We start from the raw sequence: 21439 nt of genomic DNA, 5'->3' as shown, positions 1-21439 counted from the left end.
ACCCTCACCGTAGAAGGTCGCGCAGGTAGCCGTCGGGCCGGGACAGGAATGATCGCCAATGCGTGACCAGTTCCAGCTCGTCGTAGGAGGTGCGGCGGATGCCGTGGGCGCCGAGTTCGAGGATGGTCGCACCGGGCAGGGCGGTCAGCACCGGCGAGTGCGTCGCGATCACGACCTGCGCGCCGCCGGCCCGGAGCAGGTCGAGGTGCGCGAGCAGCCGCAGGGTCGAGGTGAAGGACAGCGGCGCCTCAGGCTCGTCCATCAGGTAGAAGCCGTACCCCCGGAACTTGCGTTCCAGCAGCTCCAGGAAGCCTTCGCCGTGGCTCCGGTCATGCAGATCGGTGTCGGTGGGGCGGGGCAGATTCTCCAGGTACGTATACAGCCCGTGCATGGTCTCGGCCCGCAGGAAGTACGAGTTGACCCGCCGTCCCGGCGTCCGGACGACCTTCAGCAGCCCACCGAGCGGCGACTCGGTGACCCGGCTCTCGTGCATGGCCCCGCGCGAGCCGCCCTCGGCGTTCAGCCCCTGCGCCTGAGCCAGCGCCTCCACCAGCGTCGACTTGCCCGACCCGTTCTCGCCGACCAGAAACGTGACCCCGGCCGGAATGTTCAGCCCGCTCTCGAGGATTGCCGCGACCGCCGGGATCTTGGCCCACCAGGCCGCACGATCGACCTCGGCGGCGGCGTCGAGCTCGACCCGCCGAACCGGCCGGTCAGTCCTCATCGTCCTCGTCGCCGCGGGCCAGGAAGGTGGCGAACCGCTCGATCGCGGTCTCGAATTCCGGGTGCGTGTCGACGAAGACCTGAAGCTGCGATCCGAGCCACTCGAGGGTGACGCTCTCCTCGCCGCGCCGCTCGACCAGCTCTTCAATCCCACGATCGGTGAAGTACATGGCCGAAATGCTAGTGGTAGCCCTGAGCGGCATCGGCACCGCCGATGCCGCCCTGGGCTACCACTTTGTTCGGGGAGCGCGAGCGCCTACGGCCGGGGGAGCGCCGCCTCGACCAGCGCCGACTGCTCGGCCTCGTGCATCTTGGCCGAACCCACGGCCGGCGCCGCCGCGGCCGGGCGGGAGATCCGGCGCAACCGGACACCCTCCAGGTGCTCCAGCAGGTTGAGCGCCACGAACGACCAGGCACCCTGGTTGGCCGGCTCCTCCTGCACCCAGGCGAAGTCCTCCGCGTTCGGGTACTGGTTGAGGACGGCCTTGAGCTCGTCGACCGGCAGCGGGTAGATCTGCTCCATCCGGATCAGCGCCGTGTCGGTGATGCCGCGCTCGGCCCGTGCCTGGAGCAGGTCGTAGTAGACCTTGCCCGAGCAGAGCAGCACCCGCCGCACGTCACCGGCATTGAGCGGCGATCCCTTGATGCCCGCGTCCGGCATCACCGGCTGGAACGTGCCCGTGGTGAAGTCGGCGACCGAGGACACCGCGAGCTTGTGCCGGAGCAGCGACTTGGGCGAGAAGACGACCAGCGGCTTGCGCTTCGGCGACAGGGCCTGGCGGCGCAGCAGGTGGAAGTAGTTCGCCGGGGTGGTCGGGTTGGCCACCCGCATGTTGTCCTGCGCGCACATCTGCAGGAACCGCTCGGGCCGGCCGGACGAGTGGTCGGGGCCCTGACCCTCCTGGCCGTGCGGGAGGAGCAGCACCAGCGACGACTGCTGGCCCCACTTGACCTCGCCCGAGCTGATGAACTCGTCCACGATCGACTGGGCGCCGTTGACGAAGTCGCCGAACTGCGCCTCCCACAGGACCAGCGCGTCCGGGTTCTCGACCGAGTAGCCGTACTCGAAGCCCATCGCCGCGTATTCGCTGAGCAGCGAGTCGTGCACGAAGAAGCGGGCGTTGCCGGTGGTCAGCGTGCTCAGCGGCAGGAAGTCCTTGCCGGTCTTGTTGTCGACCAGGGAGGCGTGGCGGGACACGAACGTGCCGCGGCGCGAGTCCTGGCCGGCCAGGCGTACGGTCACGCCCTGCGCCAGCAGCGAGCCGAACGCGACCAACTCGCCGAAGGCCCAGTCGATGCCACCCTCGGCGGCCATCTTGGCCCGCCGTTCGAGCAGCTGCTGGACGCGCTTGTGCGGGGTGAAGCCCTCGGGCAGGTCGACGTGGGCCTGGCCGACCGACTGCACGGTGGCCGCGTCGACCGCGGTCTCGACGTCGGGCTCGGGCTCGTCGCCGGCCGGGCGGCGCCGCTCGGGGGCCGAACCGGCCGCGTCGCGGGTCGCCTTGAACACCTGCTCCAGCTGCTGCTGGTAGTCGCGCAGCTGCTCCTGGGCGTCGTCCACGGTGATGTCGCCGCGGCCGATCAGCTCCTCGGTGTACAGCTTGCGGACGCTGCGCTTGGTGTCGATGATCTCGTACATCCGCGGGTTGGTCATCGACGGGTCGTCGCCCTCGTTGTGCCCGCGGCGGCGGTAGCAGACCAGGTCGATCACGACGTCCTTGTTGAACGCCTGGCGGTATTCGAACGCGAGCCGGGCGACCCGGACGACGGCCTCGGGGTCGTCGCCGTTCACGTGGAAGATCGGCGCCTGGATCATCCGGGCGACGTCGGTCGAGTAGAGCGACGAGCGGCTGTACTCCGGGGCGGTAGTGAAGCCGACCTGGTTGTTGACGACCACGTGCACGGTGCCGCCGGTGCGGTAGCCGCGCAGCTGGGAGAGGTTGAGCGTCTCGGCCACCACGCCCTGGCCGGCGAACGCGGCGTCGCCGTGGACCAGGACCGGGAGCACGGTGTACCCGTGCAGGCCGAGGTCGAGGCGGTCCTGCTTGGCCCGGACGATGCCCTCGAGCACCGGGTCGACCGCCTCCAGGTGCGACGGGTTGGCCACAACGCTGACCGTGGTGGCGTGCTCGCCGTCGGGCGTGGTGTATTTGCCGGTCTGACCCAGGTGGTACTTGACGTCGCCGGAGCCGTGTGACGACTTCGGGTCCATCTGGCCCTCGAACTCGTTGAAGACCTTCTCGTACGGCTTGCCGACGATGTTGACCAGCACGTTCAGCCGGCCGCGGTGGGCCATGCCGATGACCATCTCGTCCAGCCCGCTTTCGGCCGAGGCCTTGAGCACCTCGTCGAGCAGTGGGATCAGCGACTCGCCACCCTCCAGCGAGAACCGCTTCTGACCGACGTACTTGGTCTGCAGGAAGGTCTCGAACGCCTCGGCCGCGTTCAGCCGGTTGAGCACGTGCTTCTGCTCGTCGGTGTCCGGCTTGGCGTACTTGATCTCGATGCGGTCCTGGATCCAGCGCCGCTCCTCGGGGCCCTGGATGTGCATGTACTCGATGCCGATCCGCCGGCAGTAGGTGTCGCGCAGCACGCCGAGCACGTCGCGCAGCTTCATGCGCTGTTTGCCGGCGAAGCCGCCGACCGGGAACACCCGGTCGAGATCCCACAGGGTCAGCCCGTGTTGCAGCACGTCCAGGTCGGGGTGCCGGCGGATCTCGAACTCGAGCGGGTCGGTGTCGGCCATCAGGTGACCGCGGACGCGATACGCGTGGATCAGCTCGACCACCCGCGCGGCTTTGTCGATCTGGCCCTCGGAGGTGCGGGCGACGTCGCGCACCCAGCGCACCGGCTCGTACGGGATCCGCAGCGAGGTGAAGATCTCGTCGTAGAAGTTGTGCTCGCCCAGCAGCAGCTCGTGCATCACCTTGAGGAACTCGCCGGACTGCGCGCCCTGGATCACCCGGTGGTCGTACGTGCTGGTCAGCGTGGTGACCTTGCTGACCGCGTGATCGGTCAGCGTCTCGTCGGACATGCCGGAGTAGGGGGCGGGGTATTCCATCGCGCCGACGCCGACGATCGCGCTCTGCCCGGCCATCAGCCGCGGGATCGAGTGCACGGTGCCGATGCCGCCGGGGTTGGTCAGCGAGATCGTCGTGCCGGCGTAGTCGTCCATGGTCAGCTCGTTGCGCCGGGCCCGCCGCACGACGTCCTCGTAGGCCTGCCAGAACTTGCGGAAGTCGAGCTGCTCGCAGTTCTTGATCGACGGCACCACCAGCGTGCGGGAACCGTCCTTCTTCTTCATGTCGATCGCGATGCCGAGGTTGATGTGCTCGGGCTGCACCAGGGCGGGCTTGCCGTCGACCTCGGCGAACGAGTTGTTCATCTCCGGGTGGTCGCGGACCGCGCGGACCAGCGCCCAGCCGATCAGGTGGGTGAAGCTGACCTTGCCACCCCGGCCGCGGGCCAGGTGGTTGTTGATCACGATGCGGTTGTCGACCATCAGCTTGGCCGGGACCGCGCGCACCGACGTGGCCGTGGGGACCTCGAGCGAGGCGTCCATGTTTTGCACGATGCGGGCGGCGACGCCGCGCAGCGTGGTGACCGTCGCTCCCTCGGGCGCCTTGCCGTTGGCGGAGGCCTTCGGCGTGGGCGCGGCCTTTTCGGCCGGTGCCGGCTTGGGCTGCGGTGCGGGTGCGGGCTTCGCGGGTACGGTCGGCTTGGCCGGCGCCATCGTCTTCGCGGCCGGCGCATCCGTGCCGGCCTTGGCCGCCGTGGCGGTGGCGTTGGCGGCGGTCGCTTCGTCCGGTGAGACGATCGAGCCCGTGGCGGTGGCCGGCTTGTAGTCGGCGAAGAAATCGTGCCAGGCGGGGTCGACGCTGGAGGGATCGGCGAGGTAGCGCTGGTACATCTCGTCGACGATCCACTCATTGGGACCGAAATCGGCGAGCGGGTTGTCCTGCGAAGTCTGCTGGGTCGACACTTGCGTGTTCGCCTCTTTCACCGTTTGTCAGCACGCGCGGCGGCGTTCGTCGCGCGGACGGAATGAACGATGTCAAGGTTACGCTGCGAGGGAAGTCACAGGGTCTTGGCCTGTGGACAGCGTCAGCTCACGTCGCGGCGGCGCATGATCAGTGTCCCGATCAGGCCGGTGATCAGCGCGTACCCGATCAGGACGAGCGCGCCCACCCACCTCGGTGGGTTACCGGGGAGTTCGGTGCCAGAGATCATCAATTGTGACGCGGTGGTCGGCTCCAGCACGGTGAGCTTCTCGAAGACCTTCGTGACGTACTGGCTGAGCAGGAAGAAGACCGCCTGCGCGCCGAGCGGGCCGACCAGGTAGCCGATGGACAGGGTCAGCGTGGCACCGATCTGGCTGCGGATCAGCACGCCGGCACCGACCCCGACGATCGCCCACAGCGCGAAGGCCAGCGCGTTCAACCCGACCGCCCGCCACACCCCGCCCGCGCCGAGCTGCACCGGCAGCCCCAGCTGCCGCAGCAGGAACGGGGCCACGGCCAGGTTGAGCAGGGTGGTGACCAGCCAGAAGCCCAGGCTCAGAAGCACCGCGGCGGCCAGCTTGGCCAGGATCACCCGTTCGCGGTGCGGGGTCACCAGGAAGGTCGTGGTCGCGGTCAGGTGGAAGAACTCGTTGGTCACCAGGATCGCGCTGAGCAGCAGAATCAGCAGGACACCGAAGAACTGCCCGCTGGTGTAGAGGTTGCTGGCGATGTTGATCGGCTGGCCGGTGGCGGCGATCACATCGGCCTGGTCGGCCGGCACCTGACTGGCGTCGACCTGGCTGGTGACGTTGGCCGTGCCCCAGTTGAACAGGATCGACAACGCCCACAGCGGGATCAGGATCAGCGCGAACACCCACCACAGGGCGGTCGTGAAGATCTTGGTCAACTCGGCGCCGACCAGCCTCATCGGATGCCCGCCCTTCCGGCCGTCAGCTGCAGGAACACCTGTTCGAGGTCGGCTCGCTCGCTGGTCAGCTCGTGCAGCTCGATCTGCGCGGTGAAAGCCGCGTGACCGATCTGCGCGGCGTCCAGGCCGCCGACCATCAGCGCGCCGTCCGGCAGGGGTGTGATGACCGGGTCGATGGCCGGGCTGAAGGAGGCCAGCACGGTGGTCAGCTTGGCCGGGTCGGGGGTACGCACCCGGACCTGGCTCGCCGCCCCCATCGAGCCGAGCACCTCCTCGACCGGGCCCTGCCGGACCAGCCGGCCGGCCGCCACGATCACCACGTCGTCGGCGAGCTGCTGCATCTCGCTCAGCAGGTGGCTGGAGACGAGCACCGTACGGCCCTCGGCGGCGAGCGCCTTGAGCAGGTCACGCATCCACCGGATGCCCTCCGGGTCGAGCCCGTTGGCCGGCTCGTCCAGGATCAGCACCCGCGGGTCGCCGACCATGGCCGCGGCGATGCCCAGCCGTTGTCGCATGCCCAGCGAATAGCCCTTGAACTTGCGCTTGGCCGCCGGGGTCAGCCCGACCAGGGCCAGCGCCTCGTCGGCCCGGGCGACCGGCAGGCCCGCGGCCCGGCAGATCACCCGTAAGTGGTTGCGCCCGGTCCGGCCGCGGTGGGCGCTGGACGCCTCGAGCACCGCGCCGACATGCCGGATCGGGTCGGGCAGGTCGAGGTAGCGCTGCCCGCCGATGGTGGCCGTGCCGGCCGAGGGGGTGACCAGGCCGAGCAGCATGCGCAGCGTGGTGGTCTTGCCGGCGCCGTTGGGGCCGAGGAAGCCGGTGACCCGCCCGGATCGCACGCTGAAGCTCAGGTCGTCGACCGCTCGCAGCGTCTTGTACTGCTTCGACAACCCCTGGACTTGGATCTCCGCGCCCCCGGTCACGCAGACAATCTATACCGCCCCTCCACGTGTTCACTTTGTGGACACATCAGACCACCGGCGAGGTCATTCCACCGGCAGTTATGGCCCTTACACAAAGGGGTATGACAGTACTTCTGACCGCCGACGCATCTACCGGGACCAGTGGCTACACCCTGCTGATCGCGGACAGCGCGGATCAGGTGGAGGCGGCACAACGCCTCCGGCACGACGTCTTCGCCGGCGAACTCGGTGCCACCCTCCACGGTGCGGTGGACGGACGCGACATCGACGAGTTCGACGACTACTGCGACCACCTGATCGTCCGCGAGGACGAGACCGGCACCGTGGTCGGCACCTATCGGATGCTGCCCCCGGCGGCGGCCGAGCGGGCCGGGCGCCGGTACGCCGACGGCGAGTTCGAGATGAGCCGGCTCTCGGTGCTGCGCGACCAACTGGTCGAGACCGGCCGCTCGTGCGTGCACCCGGACCACCGGGGCGGCGCGGTGGTCAACCTGATGTGGGCCGGCATCGCCCGCTACCTGCACCTGAAGAACCTGCGCTGGCTCGGTGGCTGCGCCTCGCTCCCGCTGGACGACGGCGGCGCGCTGGCCGCCGGGGTCTGGGCCCGGGTGTCGGCCAAGCACATGTCCCCGCCCGCGCTGCGGGTCGAGCCGCGCAACCCGTGGCTCTCGCCCGAGAAGCCGGCCGGCGACAAGAGCGTCCCGGTGCCGCCGCTGCTGCGTGGCTACCTGCGGCTGGGCAGCTGGGTGTGCGGCGAGCCGGCCTACGACCCGGACTTCAACTGCGCCGACCTGTACGTGCTGTTCTCCATGGACCGGATGGACCCGCGCTACCGGCGGCACTTCCTGGGGGTGGCCCGATGACCTTCTGGCAGCCGATCTCGACCTGCGGCGACGACTGCCGGGTGGGCGGCGACGACCGGGTCGCCGGCGTCCGCGCCGTGCTCCGGATGACCGCCCTGTTCGGTGTGCTCCTGGCCGCGCTCGTGGTGGTGCCGATACGCCGCGGCCACGGCATCCGGGTGATCGCCCGGGGCATGCTCGGCGCCCTCGGCGTACGGATGAAGTGGCGCGGCCCGGCCCACCGCCCCGGCAGCCTGCTCGTCTCCAACCACGTCTCGTGGCTGGACATCCTGGTGCTGCTGGCCCTCGAACCGGTGCGCCTCGTGGCCAAGCACGACGTCGAGGCGTGGCCCGGCATCGGTCACCTGGCCTCGGTGCTCGGCGCGATCTTCGTGGACCGGACCCGGCCCAAACGGCTGCCGGGCGCGGTGGCCGAGGTCACCGGCGCGCTGCGCGAGGGGCGGTCGGTCGCGGTCTTTCCCGAGGGTACGACGTTCTGCGGCCCCGAACGCGGCCGGTTCCGCCCGGCGATGTTCCAGGCCGCGGTGAACGCCGGCGCTCCGGTCGTACCCATCTCGATCGACTACGGCACGACGGCGGCCGCCTTCATCGGCGACGAGACGCTGTTCACCTCGGTGTGCCGGGTGGCCGGGCTGCGAGGGCTGACCGCCACCGTGGTCGGCGCGCCCGCCCTGCGGCCCGAGGCCGGGGCCGACCGTCGTACGCTGGCCCGCGCCGCCCAGGCGTCGGTCGGCACCTCGCCGATCACCTCGCCCATCGCCCTCGAACTGGCTGCTTAGATCTTCGGGGAATCACGCGGCTCACAGAAAACTTTCAGCGTCCATGCAGGCGCGACGCAGTCGCTGGGAGAAAGATGGGTGGCATGGCCACCCAGACCCAGCCCAAGCCGAGCGAGGCGAAGCTGCTCGTCGTCGAGGACGATGCCAACATCCTCGAGCTGCTCTCCGCCAGCCTGCGGTTCGCCGGGTTCGACGTGAGCACGGCGACCAGCGGCAGTGCCGCGGTCACGGCCGCCAAGAGCGCGAACCCCGACCTGGTCGTCCTCGACGTGATGCTGCCCGACCTGGACGGCTTCGAAGTGATCCGGCTGATGCGAGAGGGCGGCGCGCGGACCCCGGTGGTGTTCCTGACCGCTCGCGACGGCACCGACGACAAGATCCGCGGCCTCACGCTGGGCGGCGACGACTACGTCACCAAGCCGTTCAGCCTGGAGGAGCTCACCGCCCGGATCCGCGCGGTGCTGCGGCGCACCACGGCCGGCGACGAGACGCCGTCCCGGCTCACCTTCGCCGACCTCGAACTCGACGAGGAGACGCACGAGGTGTACCGCGCCGGCCAGCGGGTGCAGCTGTCACCGACCGAGTTCAAGCTCCTGCGCTACCTGATGCTCAACGCCAACCGGGTGCTGTCCAAGGCGCAGATCCTCGACCACGTGTGGAAGTACGACTTCCGGGGCGACGACAACATCGTCGAGTCGTACATCTCATACCTGCGCCGCAAGGTCGACAACGTCCAGCCCCGGCTGATCCACACGCTCCGGGGGGTGGGCTACGTCCTCCGCAAACCGGCCGTCTGACGATCCCGCGGTGTCCGTCACCGTCCTGCCGCCGACACCCGAGCCACCCGCGACGCACCGGACCACCACGCGGCTGCGCACCACGCCACTGCGACTCAAGCTGATCGCCTCGGTGCTCGTGCTGGTGTTCACCGCGCTCACCCTGATCAGCGTGTCCAGCACGTTCGCGCTGCGGACGTACCTGATCGACCGGATCGACGACGAGCTCGCCACTGTCACCGACCAGGTGTCCGATTCGATCCGGGCCAACTCGCTCGGCCTGAACGTGCAGACCTACCTGGTCAGTGAGTACGCCGTCTCGGTACGCACCACGTCCGGGGTCGGCGTCTGGATGTACAGCCCCAAGTTCTCGGTCAGCGACCTGCCGCCGGTCTCCACCGGCGCGGAAGAGGTCGAGACCTGGATGGCGAAGAAGAAGTTCACCGTCACGTCGCCCAACAAACGGCAGCACTGGCGGATGAACGTCACCCTGACCGACTCCGGTCAGGTGCTCTACGTCGCCCGCAACATGGGCGAGATCGACTTCGCGATGACCCGGCTGGTCTGGATCGACTCGCTGGTCGGGCTGGGCGTGCTGATCGCGCTGGCGGCGGTGGGCGCGGCGATCGTACGCACCAGCCTGCGCCCGCTGGTCGAGATCGAGCAAACCGCCGGGGCGATCGCGGCCGGCGACCTGACCCGGCGGGTCCCCGACCCGGAACCGGACAGCGTCGAGCCGATGACCGAGCTGGGCCGGCTGTCCCGGGCGCTGAACGCGATGCTGACCCAGATCGAGGCCGCGTTCACCGCCCGCGCCCAGTCCGAGACCGCGGCCCGGGCGGCCGAGTCGGCCGCGCGCGACGCCGCCGACGCCGCCCAGGTGTCCGAGGCGCGGGCGCTGCGCTCGGAGACCAAGATGCGGCAGTTCGTGGCCGACGCCTCGCACGAGTTGCGTACGCCGCTGACCACCATCCGCGGCTTCGCCGAGCTGTACCGGCAGGGCGCGGTGCCGGCCGGCGACGACGTGAACCGGCTGATGCGCCGGATCGAGGACGAGGCCGCGCGGATGGGCCTGCTCGTCGAGGACCTGCTGCTGCTCGCCCGCCTGGACCGGGAACGGCCGCTCACCCTGGCCCCGGTCGAGCTGCCGGTGCTGGCCATGGACGCGGTCCAGGCGGCGCAGGCGATCGACCCGGAGCGGCGGATCGACCTCGAGGTACGCGACGAGCCCGAGCAACTGGTGGCGTACGGCGACGACGCCCGGCTGCGGCAGGTCATCGGCAACCTGATGACCAACGCGCTGGTGCACACGCCACCGGACGCACAGGTGACACTCAGACTCCACGCCGAGGACGGCAACCAGGCCGTGATCGAGGTGGCGGACACCGGGCCCGGGCTGGCGGCCGAGCAGCGTGAGCACGTGTTCGAGCGGTTCTTCCGGGTGGACGAGGCGCGGACCAGGCGTACCGATCAGGCGGCCACCGGCACCGGCCTGGGGCTGGCCATCGTCGCGGCGATCGTGCGGGCTCACCACGGGACGGTGGACGTGATCAGCACGCCCGGCCAGGGGGCCACCTTCCGGGTCACTTTGCCCGCGGTCGCCCGGGAAAGTACCGCCGTCGGCTGAGTGTCGCCATTCACAGAAAACATCCAGCCGTAACACAGTCTCGTCGGAGACCCGATGGGCAAGGTTGAACCCATGAACGAGCACGAGACCAACCCGCAGCGGCACGAGACTCCGGCTACTCCGGAGCCGTCGCACCGGCCCGCGGACGCCTCGCCCGCGGATGCTCCCGTCACCGGCGCTCCCGTTACCGGCGCACCTGTGCCCGGCGCTGGCCCGGAGCGGGAAGGGACCGAGCCGACCGCCGCCCAGCCGACCATCCAGCAGCCCGTGGTGCCGCCGTCCTCGGGCTTCCCGGCCCCGGGCGCGCCGCAGCCCCCGGCTTCCGGCGTCCCACACCCGCCCGCCCCCGGTGTCCCTCACCCGCCGGGGCCCGGTGTACCGCAGCCGCCTGCCTCTGGTGTCCCGCAGCCGCCGGTGCCTGGTGTACCGCAGCCGCCTGCCTCTGGTGTCCCGCAGCCGCCGGTGCCTGGTGTACCGCAGCCGCCTGCCTCTGGTGTTCCGCAGCCGCCGGCTCCGGGTGCGCCGCAGCCGGCCGCCTCGCCTTGGGCCGGGCCCCCGAACCACGGGCCGGCCGGTCACCCGGGTTACCCGGCTCAGTCGCCCTACGGGCAGCCGACCTGGTCCGGCGGGCCGTCGCAGCAGCCGGGGCAGCCAGGTGAGGCCCATTCGACGTTTGCCGGGCAGCCGTCCTACCCCGGTGGGTACCAACCGCCGACCTGGATGCAGCCGGTGGCCACCGACGAGCGGCCGGCCTCGACCGGCCGCGGGCGGAGGATCTTCGTCGCCGGCGCCGCGGCCGTGCTGATCGCGCTGGCCGGCGGCGGCATCGGCGCGGCGACCGTGCTGGCCATGGACGACCGCGACGGCGGCTCGACCGTGCGGACCGGCAACTCCTCGGTGACCCGGGTGGTCGACCGGTCCTCGCTGGCCCAGATCGCCTCCCAGGTGCAGGACAGCGTCGTCTCGATCACCACCGGCAGCGGCGAGGGCTCGGGCGTCGTCCTCAACGCCAACGGCGACATCGTGACCAACAACCACGTGGTGTCGACCGCGCAGGGCAACACGGTCAACGTGATCTTCGCCGACGGCAAGAAGGCGACGGCCCAGATCATCGGCACCGACCCGCGTACCGACCTGGCCGTGATCCGCGCGAGCGGGGTCTCCGACCTCAAACCGGCCACGCTCGGCGACAGCGCCCAGATGCAGGTCGGTGACACCGTGCTGGCGCTGGGCAGCCCGCTCGGCCTGGAGGGCTCGGTGACCGCCGGCATCATCAGCGCCAAGGACCGGACGATCCGGTCCGAGAGTGAGCAGCCCAACCCGCAGGACCAGCAGCCGAACCCGTTCGGTGGCGGCCAGCAGCAACAGCAGCAACAGCAACAGCAGTCGGGCTCGCAGTCGATGTCCGGCCTGCTGCAGACCGACGCCCCGATCAACCCCGGCAACTCGGGCGGCGCGCTGGTCAACACCAACGGCCAGGTGATCGGCATCAACTCGGCGATCTACACCTCGGGCGGCAGCCAGGGCAACATCGGCCTGGGCTTCGCCATCCCGTCGAACAAGGTCAAGCAGGTCGTCGACTCGCTCATCGCCGGCAAGAAGGTCAGCCACCCGGCGCTCGGCGTCAGCGTCACCGAGGGTGAGAACGGCGGGGCTCTGGTGCGTACTGTCACCGAGGGCAGTGCCGCCGCCAAGGCCGGCATCCAGCAGGGCGACGTCATCACCTCGGTCAACGGCAAGTCGGTGAACGACTCCGACGACCTGGTCGGCGTGATCCAGGGCGGCGCGGTCGGCGACAAGGTGACGATCGCCTTCACCCGCGACGGTGCACAGAAGACCGTTACCGCGACCCTCGCGGAAGCAGGCTGAGAGGGACCACCTGCGATCGCCCCGTCGGTGGGATGGCGAGTCATCCCACCGGCATCAGGGGGCGAGCGGCCTGCGGACGAAGGGGAGCCGTCAAACTCGGTGGGTGATCCTGGCCAAGGGGGTTGGCCGGGGTCGCCCACCGTTCTGTCTTGTGGGCGCTTTGTAGGCCTATCGGTACCTGTTCTTTCCACGAGGGCTCGCTTTGCCACCGCCCGAACGCATACCCTCGCCAGCGGCGTGAGCGCACCGGCGCAGCGCGGAGTGAGGGGCAAGCAACGTGACGTACGTCGAGACCCGGATGAACATCTGGGAGGCGTTGGCGGGCCGGCCCCCGGGCGAGCCGATCGGACCGGCCGACCCCGGGTTGTGGGCGGCGATCGTCGACCGGCTCAACCCGGCCCGGGCCCGTCCGGTGCTGCGGGCCGGGGTCGAGGCGGTCGAACTGGCCAGCGTGCGCGGTCCGGCGTACATCATGGTGCGCTCGCCCGACGACGGCTCGCGCGCGTGCTACCTGCGGCTGACCCCGGAAGAGTGGGAGCTCGCCCAGATCCTGGACGGGTCGCTCTCGGTGGCCCGGCTGGTCGCCGAGTTCGCCCGGATCGCCGGTCGGCTCGCCCCGGACCAGGTCAAGCGGGTGGTCGCCGACCTGGCCGGCAACCGGATGCTGGAGGAGTTGCCGCTCGACGCGTTCCGGCCGCTCGAAGCGGTGGTTCGCAAGCCTCTGCCCGTACGCGTGGGTCGCGGCCTGCTCAACGCCGCACGCGGCCGGCGCCTGCTGATCACCGACATCGACGGTTTCGTCTCCGGTCTCTACCGCTTCGGCGCCCGGTTCCTGTTCACCAAGGTCGCCGCCGTCGTGCTCGGCCTGATCGCGCTGACCGGGCTGGGCATCTTCGGCTGGACCTGGGTCAGCGGCACCGAGGCGCTGTTCCTGACCAACGGCTCCTATCTGCTCGGCGCGGTCATCCTGCTGCTGCTCAACGTGGTCGCGCTGGCCTGCCACGAACTGGGCCACGCGCTCGCCACCAAACACGCCGGGCGGGAGGTGCCCGCGGCCGGCCTGCTGGTCTATTTCGGCATCCCGTCGGTCTTCGTCGACACCACCGACGTGTGGATGGCCGGGCGACGTGCGCGGCTGCTGGTCACCGCGGTCGGCCCGCTGACCGGGCTGGTGCTGGCCGGCGGCATGCAGACGGTCGGGCTGTTCGTGCCGGCGGTCGCCGGGCTGGCCTTCAAGCTGGCCTTCGCCTGGTACGTGAACGTGCTGTTCAACCTCAACCCGTTCATCGCCCTGGACGGCTACTACCTGCTGATGGACTGGCTCGAGATCCCCAACCTGCGTACGCGCGGGCTGTCCTGGGTGTCGAGCCGGCTGCGCGGCCGTCCGCCCCGCTGGTCGACGCTCGACCGTGAGGGCAGGATCATCGCGCTGTACGGGGTACTCGCCGTCCTCTGGCTCGCGGTGGCGGCCAACCTGGCCTACCGGATGTGGTCCGACCGGGTCAGCGGGGTGGCGACCGGGCTCTGGCACAGCGGACCGGCCGCCCAGCTGCTGCTGGTGCTCATCGTGCTCGGCCTGTGCGCTCCGCTCGTGCACCTCGGCCTGCGCCGGCTGTCCCGCTGGTGGCGCAAGTCCCGGGCCCGGGCGGCCGAGAAGCAGCGTGAAGCCGACCTGCCCCGCCGCATCGAGGCACTGCGCAACTCCGACCTGGGCGGGTTGCCCGAGCACGCGCTGCACGGGCTGGCCGCGCGGGCCCGCTGGGAGCGCCCGGCGCCGGGCCGGCAGATCGTCCTGGCCGGCGGACCCCAGACCGCGGTGTACGTGGTGGTGGACGGTGCGCTGCAGGGCCGCCGGCCGGGCGACCCGGGCGGCACCATCCGGCACCACGTCGGGCCCGGTGGCGTCGTCGGCCTCGGCAACGCGCTGACCGGCCGGGCCACCGCGCTCGACTGGCACACGGCCGGCACCACGCTGCTCAGCGTCCCGACCGCGACCGTGGCGACCGTGATCGGCCCGCTGCCCGGGCCGCCGCCGCTGGACCGGGACGAGGCCGAGACGCTGTTCGCGGACACCCCGGCGCTGGCCGCGCTGGCCGGTGACGAACAGCTGGCCCTGATCGCCTCGGCCCACCCGGTCGATCTGGAACCGGGCGCGCCGGTGATGCTGGTCAGCCCCACCCAGGCGGTGGTGGTCGAGTCCGGTGTGATCGCGATGGCCGACGGCACCGAGTTGCGCCGGGGCACACTGGTCGGCCCGGTCGGTGACGGCAGTCCGGGGATGGTCGCTCAGTCGCGTACCCCCGTGCGGTTGTGGGTCATGCCGGACGCCTCGAGCCTGCCGCCCCTGGTCGGTGGCAACGGGGTCACCGCAGCGCCGGTGGTCGAGGGGCGCGGCGCGCCGAGGTTCGGCAAGAACCCGGACGACTACCCGCCGCTGATCGTCCCGCCCGGCCCGCCCGACGGCACCGAGGACCCTGAGGTCGACAAGCGGTTCCTGCGCCGGATGTGGTGGCTCGTCCTGCTCGTGCTGCTGCTGGCCCTGCTGCTCACGGCGGCGAACATCGCTCCCGGGCCGGCCTGGGCCGAGATGCCGGCCAACCGGGCGGTGCTCACCTCGGAGCGCGGCCGGCTGACGGTCAAGGACGGCGAGCGGGTGACCGTGTTGGCCCAGGGTGACCGCCGGTTCGTGACCGCGGGCGCCACGATCGAGGTGGCCGACAACTCGTCCGCCCTGCTGACGTTCTCCGGTGGCTCGGCCGCGCTGCTCTGCGGCGGATCCACCACCGAGGTCGGTGCGCTGGCCACCGGGACCGGCCGCGGCCGGCAGCCGAGCGGCGAGCTGACCCTGGACAGCGGTCGCCTGTTGGCCGACACGACCAGCACCAGCGGGGCGTACCGGCCGCTCGACCTGAGGGTCAACCGGCCGTTGGGTGCGGTCACCAGCACCGGCAAGGCGTGGTATTCGATCGACACCGCCGCGGTGACCGTGTCCGCCGGACGGGTGGAAGTCGACGGGCAGCGGGCGGCGCCGACCAACCGCGCCCTGTCCTGTGGCGACGGGGTGGCCGTCGAGCCGCCGGCCGCCGGGCCGAGCTCGGAGCCGCCGTCCGAGCTGCCGAGCGAGCCGTCGGCGACGCCGTCGGTGGAGGAGTCGTCGGCCCCGCCGCCGACCGAGGAACCGGACCCGATCCCGCGGCCGAACGGTAATCCGCGCAACAACAACGACAACGACAACCCGCCGGCCACCAACCCGCGGCCGACCACGCCCCGGCCCCGGCCGACGACCACCACCCCGCCGTCTCAGCCCGACCCGCCGGACGAGCCCGACCCCGAGCCCGACCCCGACCCGACGTCGGACCAGCCCGACCCGCCGGACAACCCGACCCCGTCGGGGAGCGGCCGTGGGCCGGTCGTCGGCATGGGGCCGACCGGCGCGGCGGCGGTTCCGATTATCGTGATCCCGGACATCGCGTGATCATGATGGGGGACTGCTGACGTGCTCTGCTGGTTCTGCGCCAAGCCGGCCCGGGCGACCTGCCGATTCTGCGGCCGGGGCGTGTGCGAGGATCACGCGCGCTTCGGGCCGTACCTGCTGCAGGTGACCCGCTCGGAGACCCGGCAACGGGCCGAGGCGTTGGTGGTCGAGGACGCCGTGCAGTGCGGCACCTGCCGGCCGCGGCCGCAGCCGGTCGCGATGCCCGAGATGGACTGACCGGGCGATTTCGGCCCTCGACCGGCGCGTCTATCTTGAGGTCATGAGCGACTTCGACGACGTGCTCGAACGGCTGCTCACCGACCCGTCGTTCGCGGCCGCCCTGGCCGCGGACCCGGATGCGGCGCTGGCCGGCTACCGGCTCGACGCCGGCGAGATCGACCTGTTGCGCAGCCAGGTGTCCGGCGACGCCGGGCGGGCGGCCGCGGCGGTCGAGGGGCGCACCACCAAGTCGAGCACGTTCGGGTTGTTCTCGTCGCTGGGGGACTTCTCGGCCTTCGGGTCGGCCGCCGGCGCCGCCGCGCACCACATCGGCGAGGTCGCCGCGCCGACCGGCAGCGCGTTGGGGGCCGCCTCGGCCGATGGCGCCTTGGGTGTGGCTCCGGCCAGTGGGGCGTTCGGCGCCGCGTCGGCTCACGGTGTGCTGGGTGATGCGCCGGTCGGTGGCTCTGGTGGGGCGTTGGGTGTCGCTTCGGCTCACGGTGTGCTGGGTGATGCGCCGGTCGGTGGCTCTGGTGGGGCGTTGGGTGCCGCTTCGGCTCACGGTGTGCTGGGTGATGCGCCGGGTCACGGGCTGGACGATCTGCCGGCTCGGGCCGGCTTCGGTGACGCGCCCCGGGCCGGTCTCGGCGACGCGGCGCCGCCGGCCCACGCCGAGCCGCTGCACCGGGCGACCGCTCCGATGCAGGGCGGCGGGTCGGCTAAGGGCGTCGGCGACTACCACAACCGGGTGGACGCGGACGGCGACGGCCACTGGGACAAGGCCACCTATTCCGCCCGCGAGGACGGCGGTGTGGACATCATGGTCGACGTCAACCACGACGGGAAGGTCGACTTCATCGGGCGCGACCTCGACCGCGACTGGAAGGTCGACGAGGCCACCATCGACCGCGACCGCGACGGCGTGTTCGAGAAGACGATGTACGACGACAACAACGACGGCTGGCTCGACCGCACCGTGTGGCACAAGGACTGATCAAGCCGCACCATGTGGTGATGGTCGCGGTACGTCTCGAGGCGCTCACCAAGGTCTTCGACCCCGGCACGGTGGCGGTCGACGACGTCACGCTGGAGATACCGTCCGGCGAGTTCCTGGTCCTGCTCGGTGAACCGGGCAGCGGCAAGACCACGCTGCTGCGGCTGATCGCCGGGCTGGAGGCGGCCACCGGCGGCACCATCGAGGTCGGTGACGAACCGGACGCCGTGGTCGCCGTCTTCCAGAGTTACTCGGTCTATCAGCACCTGACCGTGGCCCAGAACATCGGTTTCCCGTTGCGCGGCAGCACGCCCGACGTCGGTGAGCGGGTGGCCGAGGCGGCCCGGCACCTGGGCATCGACGATCTGCTCGGGCGGCTGCCCGCTCACCTGTCCCGGGGGCAGCGGCAGCGGGTGGCGATGGCGCGGGCGATCGTACGCCGGCCTCAGGTCTTGCTTCTGGACGAGCCGTTGTCCAACGTCGAGCCGCGGGTGTGGGCCGAGTTACGAGGCGACATCGTGGCGCTGACCAAGCGGCTGGGAATGACGACCATCTATGTCACGCATGACCGTGCGGAGGCCGTCGAGATGGCCGACCGCATCGTCGTGATCGATCACGGCAAGCTCGTCTGGCAAGGATTTTCGCCGTTCACAGGTCTGGACAGAATCGGTTAACAATCCTAATAATTAGCCATGCGTCGATCCCTTGTGATGGCTTCGGCCGCTCTGCTGGCGGCGGCCGGGTCGGTGGTCTATCTGGCGTCCAGCGCCGGCGCGGCGGCCGCCTGCGCGGCATCGTGGAGTGCGACCCAGGTCTACACCAGCGGCAACACCGCCTCCCAGTCCGGCCACAACTACCGGGCCAAATGGTGGACCCAGAACGAGAGCCCCTCCTCGCACAGCGGGCAGTGGGACGTCTGGGCCGACGAAGGTGCCTGCGGCGGCACCACGCCGCCGACCGATCCACCCACCGACCCACCCACCGATCCGCCGACCGACCCGCCCACCGACCCACCGCCGGTCGGCGGGCTGCCGAAGCACGCGCTGATCGGCTACCTGCACGCCAGCTTCCTCAACGGCTCCGGCTACCTGCGGATGGCCGACGTGCCGGCCGACTGGGACATCATCAACCTGGCCTTCGGCGAGCCGACCAACCCGACCTCAGGTGACATCCGGTTCAGCCTGTGCAAGGTGTCCGAATGCGCCAACGTCGAGCCGGAGGCCGACTTCATCGCCGCGATCCGGGCCAAGCGGCAGGCCGGCAAGAAGGTGCTGCTGTCCATCGGGGGTCAGAACGGGCAGGTGCAGCTGACCACCACGGCGGCACGGGACAAGTTCGTGCAATCGGTCAGCGCGATCATCGACCGGTACGGGCTGGACGGCGTCGACATCGACTTCGAAGGCCACTCGCTGTCCCTGAACACCGGCGACACCGACTTCAAGAACCCGACCACCCCGGTGATCGTCAACCTGATCTCGGCGCTGCGCTCGCTCAAGGCCCGCTACGGCGCCGGGTTCGTGCTGACCATGGCCCCTGAGACGTTCTTCGTGCAGCTGGGCTACCAGTACTACGGCTCCGGGCCGTGGGGCGGACAGGACCCGCGGGCCGGTTCCTACCTGCCGGTCATCTACGCGATGCGCAACGACCTGACCGTGCTGCACGTTCAGGACTACAACTCCGGGCCGATCATGGGGCTGGACAACCAGTACCACAACATGGGCGGCGCGGACTTCCACATCGCGATGACCGACATGCTGATGGCCGGCTTCCCGGTGGCCGGCAACACCGCCAACACGTTCCCGGCGCTGCGCGAGGACCAGATCGCGTTCGGTGCGCCGTCATCGGTCAGCGCCGGCAACGGGTACGTGGCGCCGGCCGGAGTCCAGCAAGCCGTGACCTGCCTGGTCCGGGGACAGAACTGTGGAGGGTATGCGCCCCGCAGCGGCACCAACCCCAACTTCCGGGGCCTGATGACCTGGTCGATCAACTGGGACCGGTACTACAGCTGGGAGTTCCGTACCAGTCATGAACCGTTCTTGAACGCCCTGCCCTGAGCCGGGTCAGACGGCCGAGGCGATGGCGTCGGCCACGGCGACCCGGTGCACGTCCGGGTTCGACCAGCTCCAGTTCGGATGCGCGCGGTTGGTCAGCAGCACCACGACCAGCCGCCGCTCCGGTTTCACCAGCAGCGACGTGCCGGTGAAACCGGTGTGCCCGAAGGTCCGCGGCGACGCCAGCTTTCCCATGAACCACGGCTGGCCGATCTCCACACCCAGCCCATGGTCGGCCGACCGGTTCGGGCGGTCCGGGTCGACCGCCGGTTTGCCCTTGTTCACGTTGGTCAGGGCGCGGTCCACGATCTCGGCCGACAGGATCCGCTTCCCCCGATACGTACCCCGATCGAGGAGCAACTGACCGATCGCCGCGACGTCGGCGGCCGTACCGAAGATCCCCGCATGCCCCGCCACCCCGCCGAGCCGGGCGCAGACATCGTCGTGCACCTCGCCCCGCAGCAGCCCCCGCGACGTCCGAGCGTCGGTCGCCACCAGCCGTTCCTTCTTCGCCCAGCCCAGCGGCTTGAACCCGGTGTCGCGCAGCCCGAGCGGCCCGGTCAGCTGATCCTTCACCGCCTTGTCGAGGGACAACCCGGTGCGCTTCTCGACCATCATCCCGAGGACCATGAGCCCGACACTCGAATATCGGAACGTCTTACCCGGCACCGCACCCTTGACCAGCGGAATTTTCGGCACCTGGGCCCAGCTCGCCTGACCCGCCCCGACCGGCAGCCCACCGGTGTGCGCCAGCAGCATCGCCACCGTCACGTCATCCTTACCGGTGAACTCCGGCAGATAGTCACGAACCGGCGCGTCGAGCTCCACGTCGTTCCGGTCGGCCAGCCGCAACACCAGCAGAGCGGTGTACACCTTGGTGATCGAGGCAAGATCAAAGATCGCGTCGGTACGCATCACCACGCGCTTGTTCTTCGGCAACTCGACCGGCCCGGCGCCATACCGAACCGCGTCCCCGGCCGCCACCTCGAGCCGCTTCACCCCGTCCTCCAGCACGAGGGCGACGGCCCCGGCGTAACCCGGGTGTTTCGGGTTGTCCTTGGTCGGCTGCAGGTATTTGTGCAGCACCACCTCGACGTCGCCGGTGTAGGGCGCCCGGCTCTTGGGGAGGGGCTTGGGCGCGGCTGAAGCCGTGGCCGGCCTGGTGGCCGCGGGGGCGGCGACCCACCGCGTGGCGGCGGGGTCGGACGCGGGGCGGGCGCAACCGGTCAGCGCGGCGGCGCCTGTGGTCAAGCCGGCTGCGATCACGGAACGTCTGCCTAAGGACACGGCGACGATCCTGGCATCTTCGGCGTCTCGCGCGAAACCCCGCGGCCCGGACGGAGGCGTTTCCCGGACCGCGAACGCCTCCGCCGGTGGACAGCGCGCTGAAGTGATGGGTTTTATGCCCAGAGCGGACTTCGCCCAGAGACGAATCGCTGGGCCGGGTGGCCAGGGGCAGGGGAAGGTGGAGGAGATCCGAATAGGTGAGAGGGTTGGTCCATGAACGTTGACGAGATTTCCATGCGGGCGGGCGGCGCCTCCTTCGACGACCAGGTCTTCGAGCGGCTGCTCCGGGAGCGGATCATCTTCCTCGGCTCCGAGGTGAACGACGAGGTCACCAACCGCATCTGTGCCCAGCTCCTGCTGCTGGCCTCGGCCGACAGCGAGAAGGACATCGCGCTGTACATCAACTCGCCGGGTGGGTCGATCAGCGCGGGCATGGCCGTCTACGACACCATGCAGTACGTCAAGAACGACGTCGCGACGATCGCGATGGGCATGGCCGCTTCGATGGGGCAGTTCCTGCTGTGCGCGGGTACGCCGGGTAAGCGTTACGCGCTGCCGCACGCCCGGGTGATGATGCACCAGCTGTCCGGTGGCATCGGCGGCACCGCGGCCGACATCGCCATCCAGGCCGAGAGCATGCTGCACATCAAGACCGTGATGAACGAGCGCATCGCCTTCCACTCGGGGCACACCCCGGAGGAGATCGAGCGCGACTCGGACCGGGACCGCTGGTTCACGGCTCAGGAGGCCAAGGAATACGGCCTGATCGACCACGTGATCCGCAGCGCCAGCGACGTCGGGGCGACGAACGCGCCGACGCCGGCCTGATCGGGGCGTCGTTTTGTCCTCAGCGGTTCGGGGTAGAGATCTCGGCATCCCCGAATCGCTGAGGAGGTGTGCTGACGATGAGGCTCCCTACGTTCT

Annotated in this window: 17 protein-coding genes; 11 read left to right on the top strand and 6 right to left on the bottom strand. The window is 70.4% G+C overall.

The features are described 5' to 3' along the window. Window positions 1-4: 4 nt before the first annotated feature. The 5 genes from ACGFIO_RS01690 to ACGFIO_RS01670 all read right to left on the bottom strand — a co-directional run bounded on the left by ACGFIO_RS01690 (window position 5) and on the right by ACGFIO_RS01670 (window position 6575). Window positions 5-724, bottom strand: a complete 720-nt coding sequence (locus tag ACGFIO_RS01690; protein ID WP_392820679.1) for an AAA family ATPase — start codon at window positions 722-724, stop codon at window positions 5-7. Beyond that, window positions 714-893: a DUF6104 family protein gene (locus ACGFIO_RS01685; RefSeq protein WP_392820677.1), complete on the bottom strand. Its 180-nt coding sequence runs from the start codon at window positions 891-893 to the stop codon at window positions 714-716. Before ACGFIO_RS01685 ends, ACGFIO_RS01690 begins: the two co-directional genes overlap by 11 nt. A gap of 86 nt (window positions 894-979) precedes the next feature. Continuing rightward, complete coding sequence (locus ACGFIO_RS01680) at window positions 980-4705, bottom strand: multifunctional oxoglutarate decarboxylase/oxoglutarate dehydrogenase thiamine pyrophosphate-binding subunit/dihydrolipoyllysine-residue succinyltransferase subunit (RefSeq protein ID WP_392820674.1); 3726 nt, start codon at window positions 4703-4705, stop codon at window positions 980-982. 122 nt (window positions 4706-4827) lie between these two features. Further along, complete coding sequence (locus tag ACGFIO_RS01675; protein WP_392820672.1) at window positions 4828-5652, bottom strand: ABC transporter permease; 825 nt, start codon at window positions 5650-5652, stop codon at window positions 4828-4830. Then, window positions 5649-6575, bottom strand: coding sequence for an ABC transporter ATP-binding protein (locus tag ACGFIO_RS01670; protein WP_392820670.1), 927 nt, complete (start codon window positions 6573-6575; stop codon window positions 5649-5651). The genes ACGFIO_RS01675 and ACGFIO_RS01670 overlap by 4 nt, the downstream gene beginning before the upstream one ends. A gap of 101 nt (window positions 6576-6676) precedes the next feature. On the opposite strand from ACGFIO_RS01670, the gene ACGFIO_RS01665 reads away from it, so the two are divergent. From ACGFIO_RS01665 to ACGFIO_RS01620, 10 genes are all read left to right on the top strand, one after another. After that, complete coding sequence (locus ACGFIO_RS01665) at window positions 6677-7438, top strand: GNAT family N-acetyltransferase (protein ID WP_392820667.1); 762 nt, start codon at window positions 6677-6679, stop codon at window positions 7436-7438. Beyond that, window positions 7435-8217, top strand: coding sequence for a lysophospholipid acyltransferase family protein (locus tag ACGFIO_RS01660; RefSeq protein ID WP_392820665.1), 783 nt, complete (start codon window positions 7435-7437; stop codon window positions 8215-8217). Before ACGFIO_RS01665 ends, ACGFIO_RS01660 begins: the two co-directional genes overlap by 4 nt. A gap of 83 nt (window positions 8218-8300) precedes the next feature. Continuing rightward, entirely contained in the window at window positions 8301-9014 is a 714-nt protein-coding gene (locus ACGFIO_RS01655) for a response regulator transcription factor (protein ID WP_392820662.1), read from the top strand. A 25-nt stretch (window positions 9015-9039) separates the two neighbouring features. Continuing rightward, on the top strand, window positions 9040-10620 hold the full coding sequence (locus ACGFIO_RS01650) for a sensor histidine kinase (RefSeq protein WP_392822525.1): 1581 nt from the start codon (window positions 9040-9042) through the stop codon (window positions 10618-10620). 729 nt (window positions 10621-11349) lie between these two features. Continuing rightward, window positions 11350-12489: a S1C family serine protease gene (locus tag ACGFIO_RS01645; RefSeq protein WP_392820659.1), complete on the top strand. Its 1140-nt coding sequence runs from the start codon at window positions 11350-11352 to the stop codon at window positions 12487-12489. Between the two features lie 277 nt (window positions 12490-12766). Continuing rightward, entirely contained in the window at window positions 12767-15964 is a 3198-nt protein-coding gene (locus tag ACGFIO_RS01640) for a cyclic nucleotide-binding protein (protein ID WP_392820656.1), read from the top strand. Between the two features lie 21 nt (window positions 15965-15985). Continuing rightward, window positions 15986-16201: a hypothetical protein gene (locus tag ACGFIO_RS01635; protein WP_392820654.1), complete on the top strand. Its 216-nt coding sequence runs from the start codon at window positions 15986-15988 to the stop codon at window positions 16199-16201. Window positions 16202-16244: 43 nt separating this feature from the next. Beyond that, window positions 16245-17177, top strand: coding sequence for a hypothetical protein (locus tag ACGFIO_RS01630; RefSeq protein ID WP_392820652.1), 933 nt, complete (start codon window positions 16245-16247; stop codon window positions 17175-17177). Between the two features lie 20 nt (window positions 17178-17197). Continuing rightward, window positions 17198-17851, top strand: a complete 654-nt coding sequence (locus ACGFIO_RS01625) for an ABC transporter ATP-binding protein (RefSeq protein WP_392820650.1) — start codon at window positions 17198-17200, stop codon at window positions 17849-17851. An 18-nt stretch (window positions 17852-17869) separates the two neighbouring features. Beyond that, window positions 17870-19231, top strand: coding sequence for a chitinase (locus ACGFIO_RS01620; protein ID WP_392820647.1), 1362 nt, complete (start codon window positions 17870-17872; stop codon window positions 19229-19231). A 6-nt stretch (window positions 19232-19237) separates the two neighbouring features. Here ACGFIO_RS01620 and ACGFIO_RS01615 read toward each other — a convergent pair whose 3' ends face one another. After that, complete coding sequence (locus tag ACGFIO_RS01615; RefSeq protein WP_392820645.1) at window positions 19238-20479, bottom strand: serine hydrolase domain-containing protein; 1242 nt, start codon at window positions 20477-20479, stop codon at window positions 19238-19240. A 249-nt stretch (window positions 20480-20728) separates the two neighbouring features. On the opposite strand from ACGFIO_RS01615, the gene ACGFIO_RS01610 reads away from it, so the two are divergent. Next, entirely contained in the window at window positions 20729-21343 is a 615-nt protein-coding gene (locus tag ACGFIO_RS01610; RefSeq protein WP_392820642.1) for an ATP-dependent Clp protease proteolytic subunit, read from the top strand. Window positions 21344-21439 lie beyond the last annotated feature (96 nt).

Origin of the sequence: Actinoplanes sp. NPDC049265, assembly GCF_043197135.1 — a bacterium.
In the GTDB taxonomy this organism is placed as follows: Bacteria; Actinomycetota; Actinomycetes; order Mycobacteriales; family Micromonosporaceae; genus Actinoplanes.
This window is presented reverse-complemented; position numbering and strand designations above follow the sequence as displayed.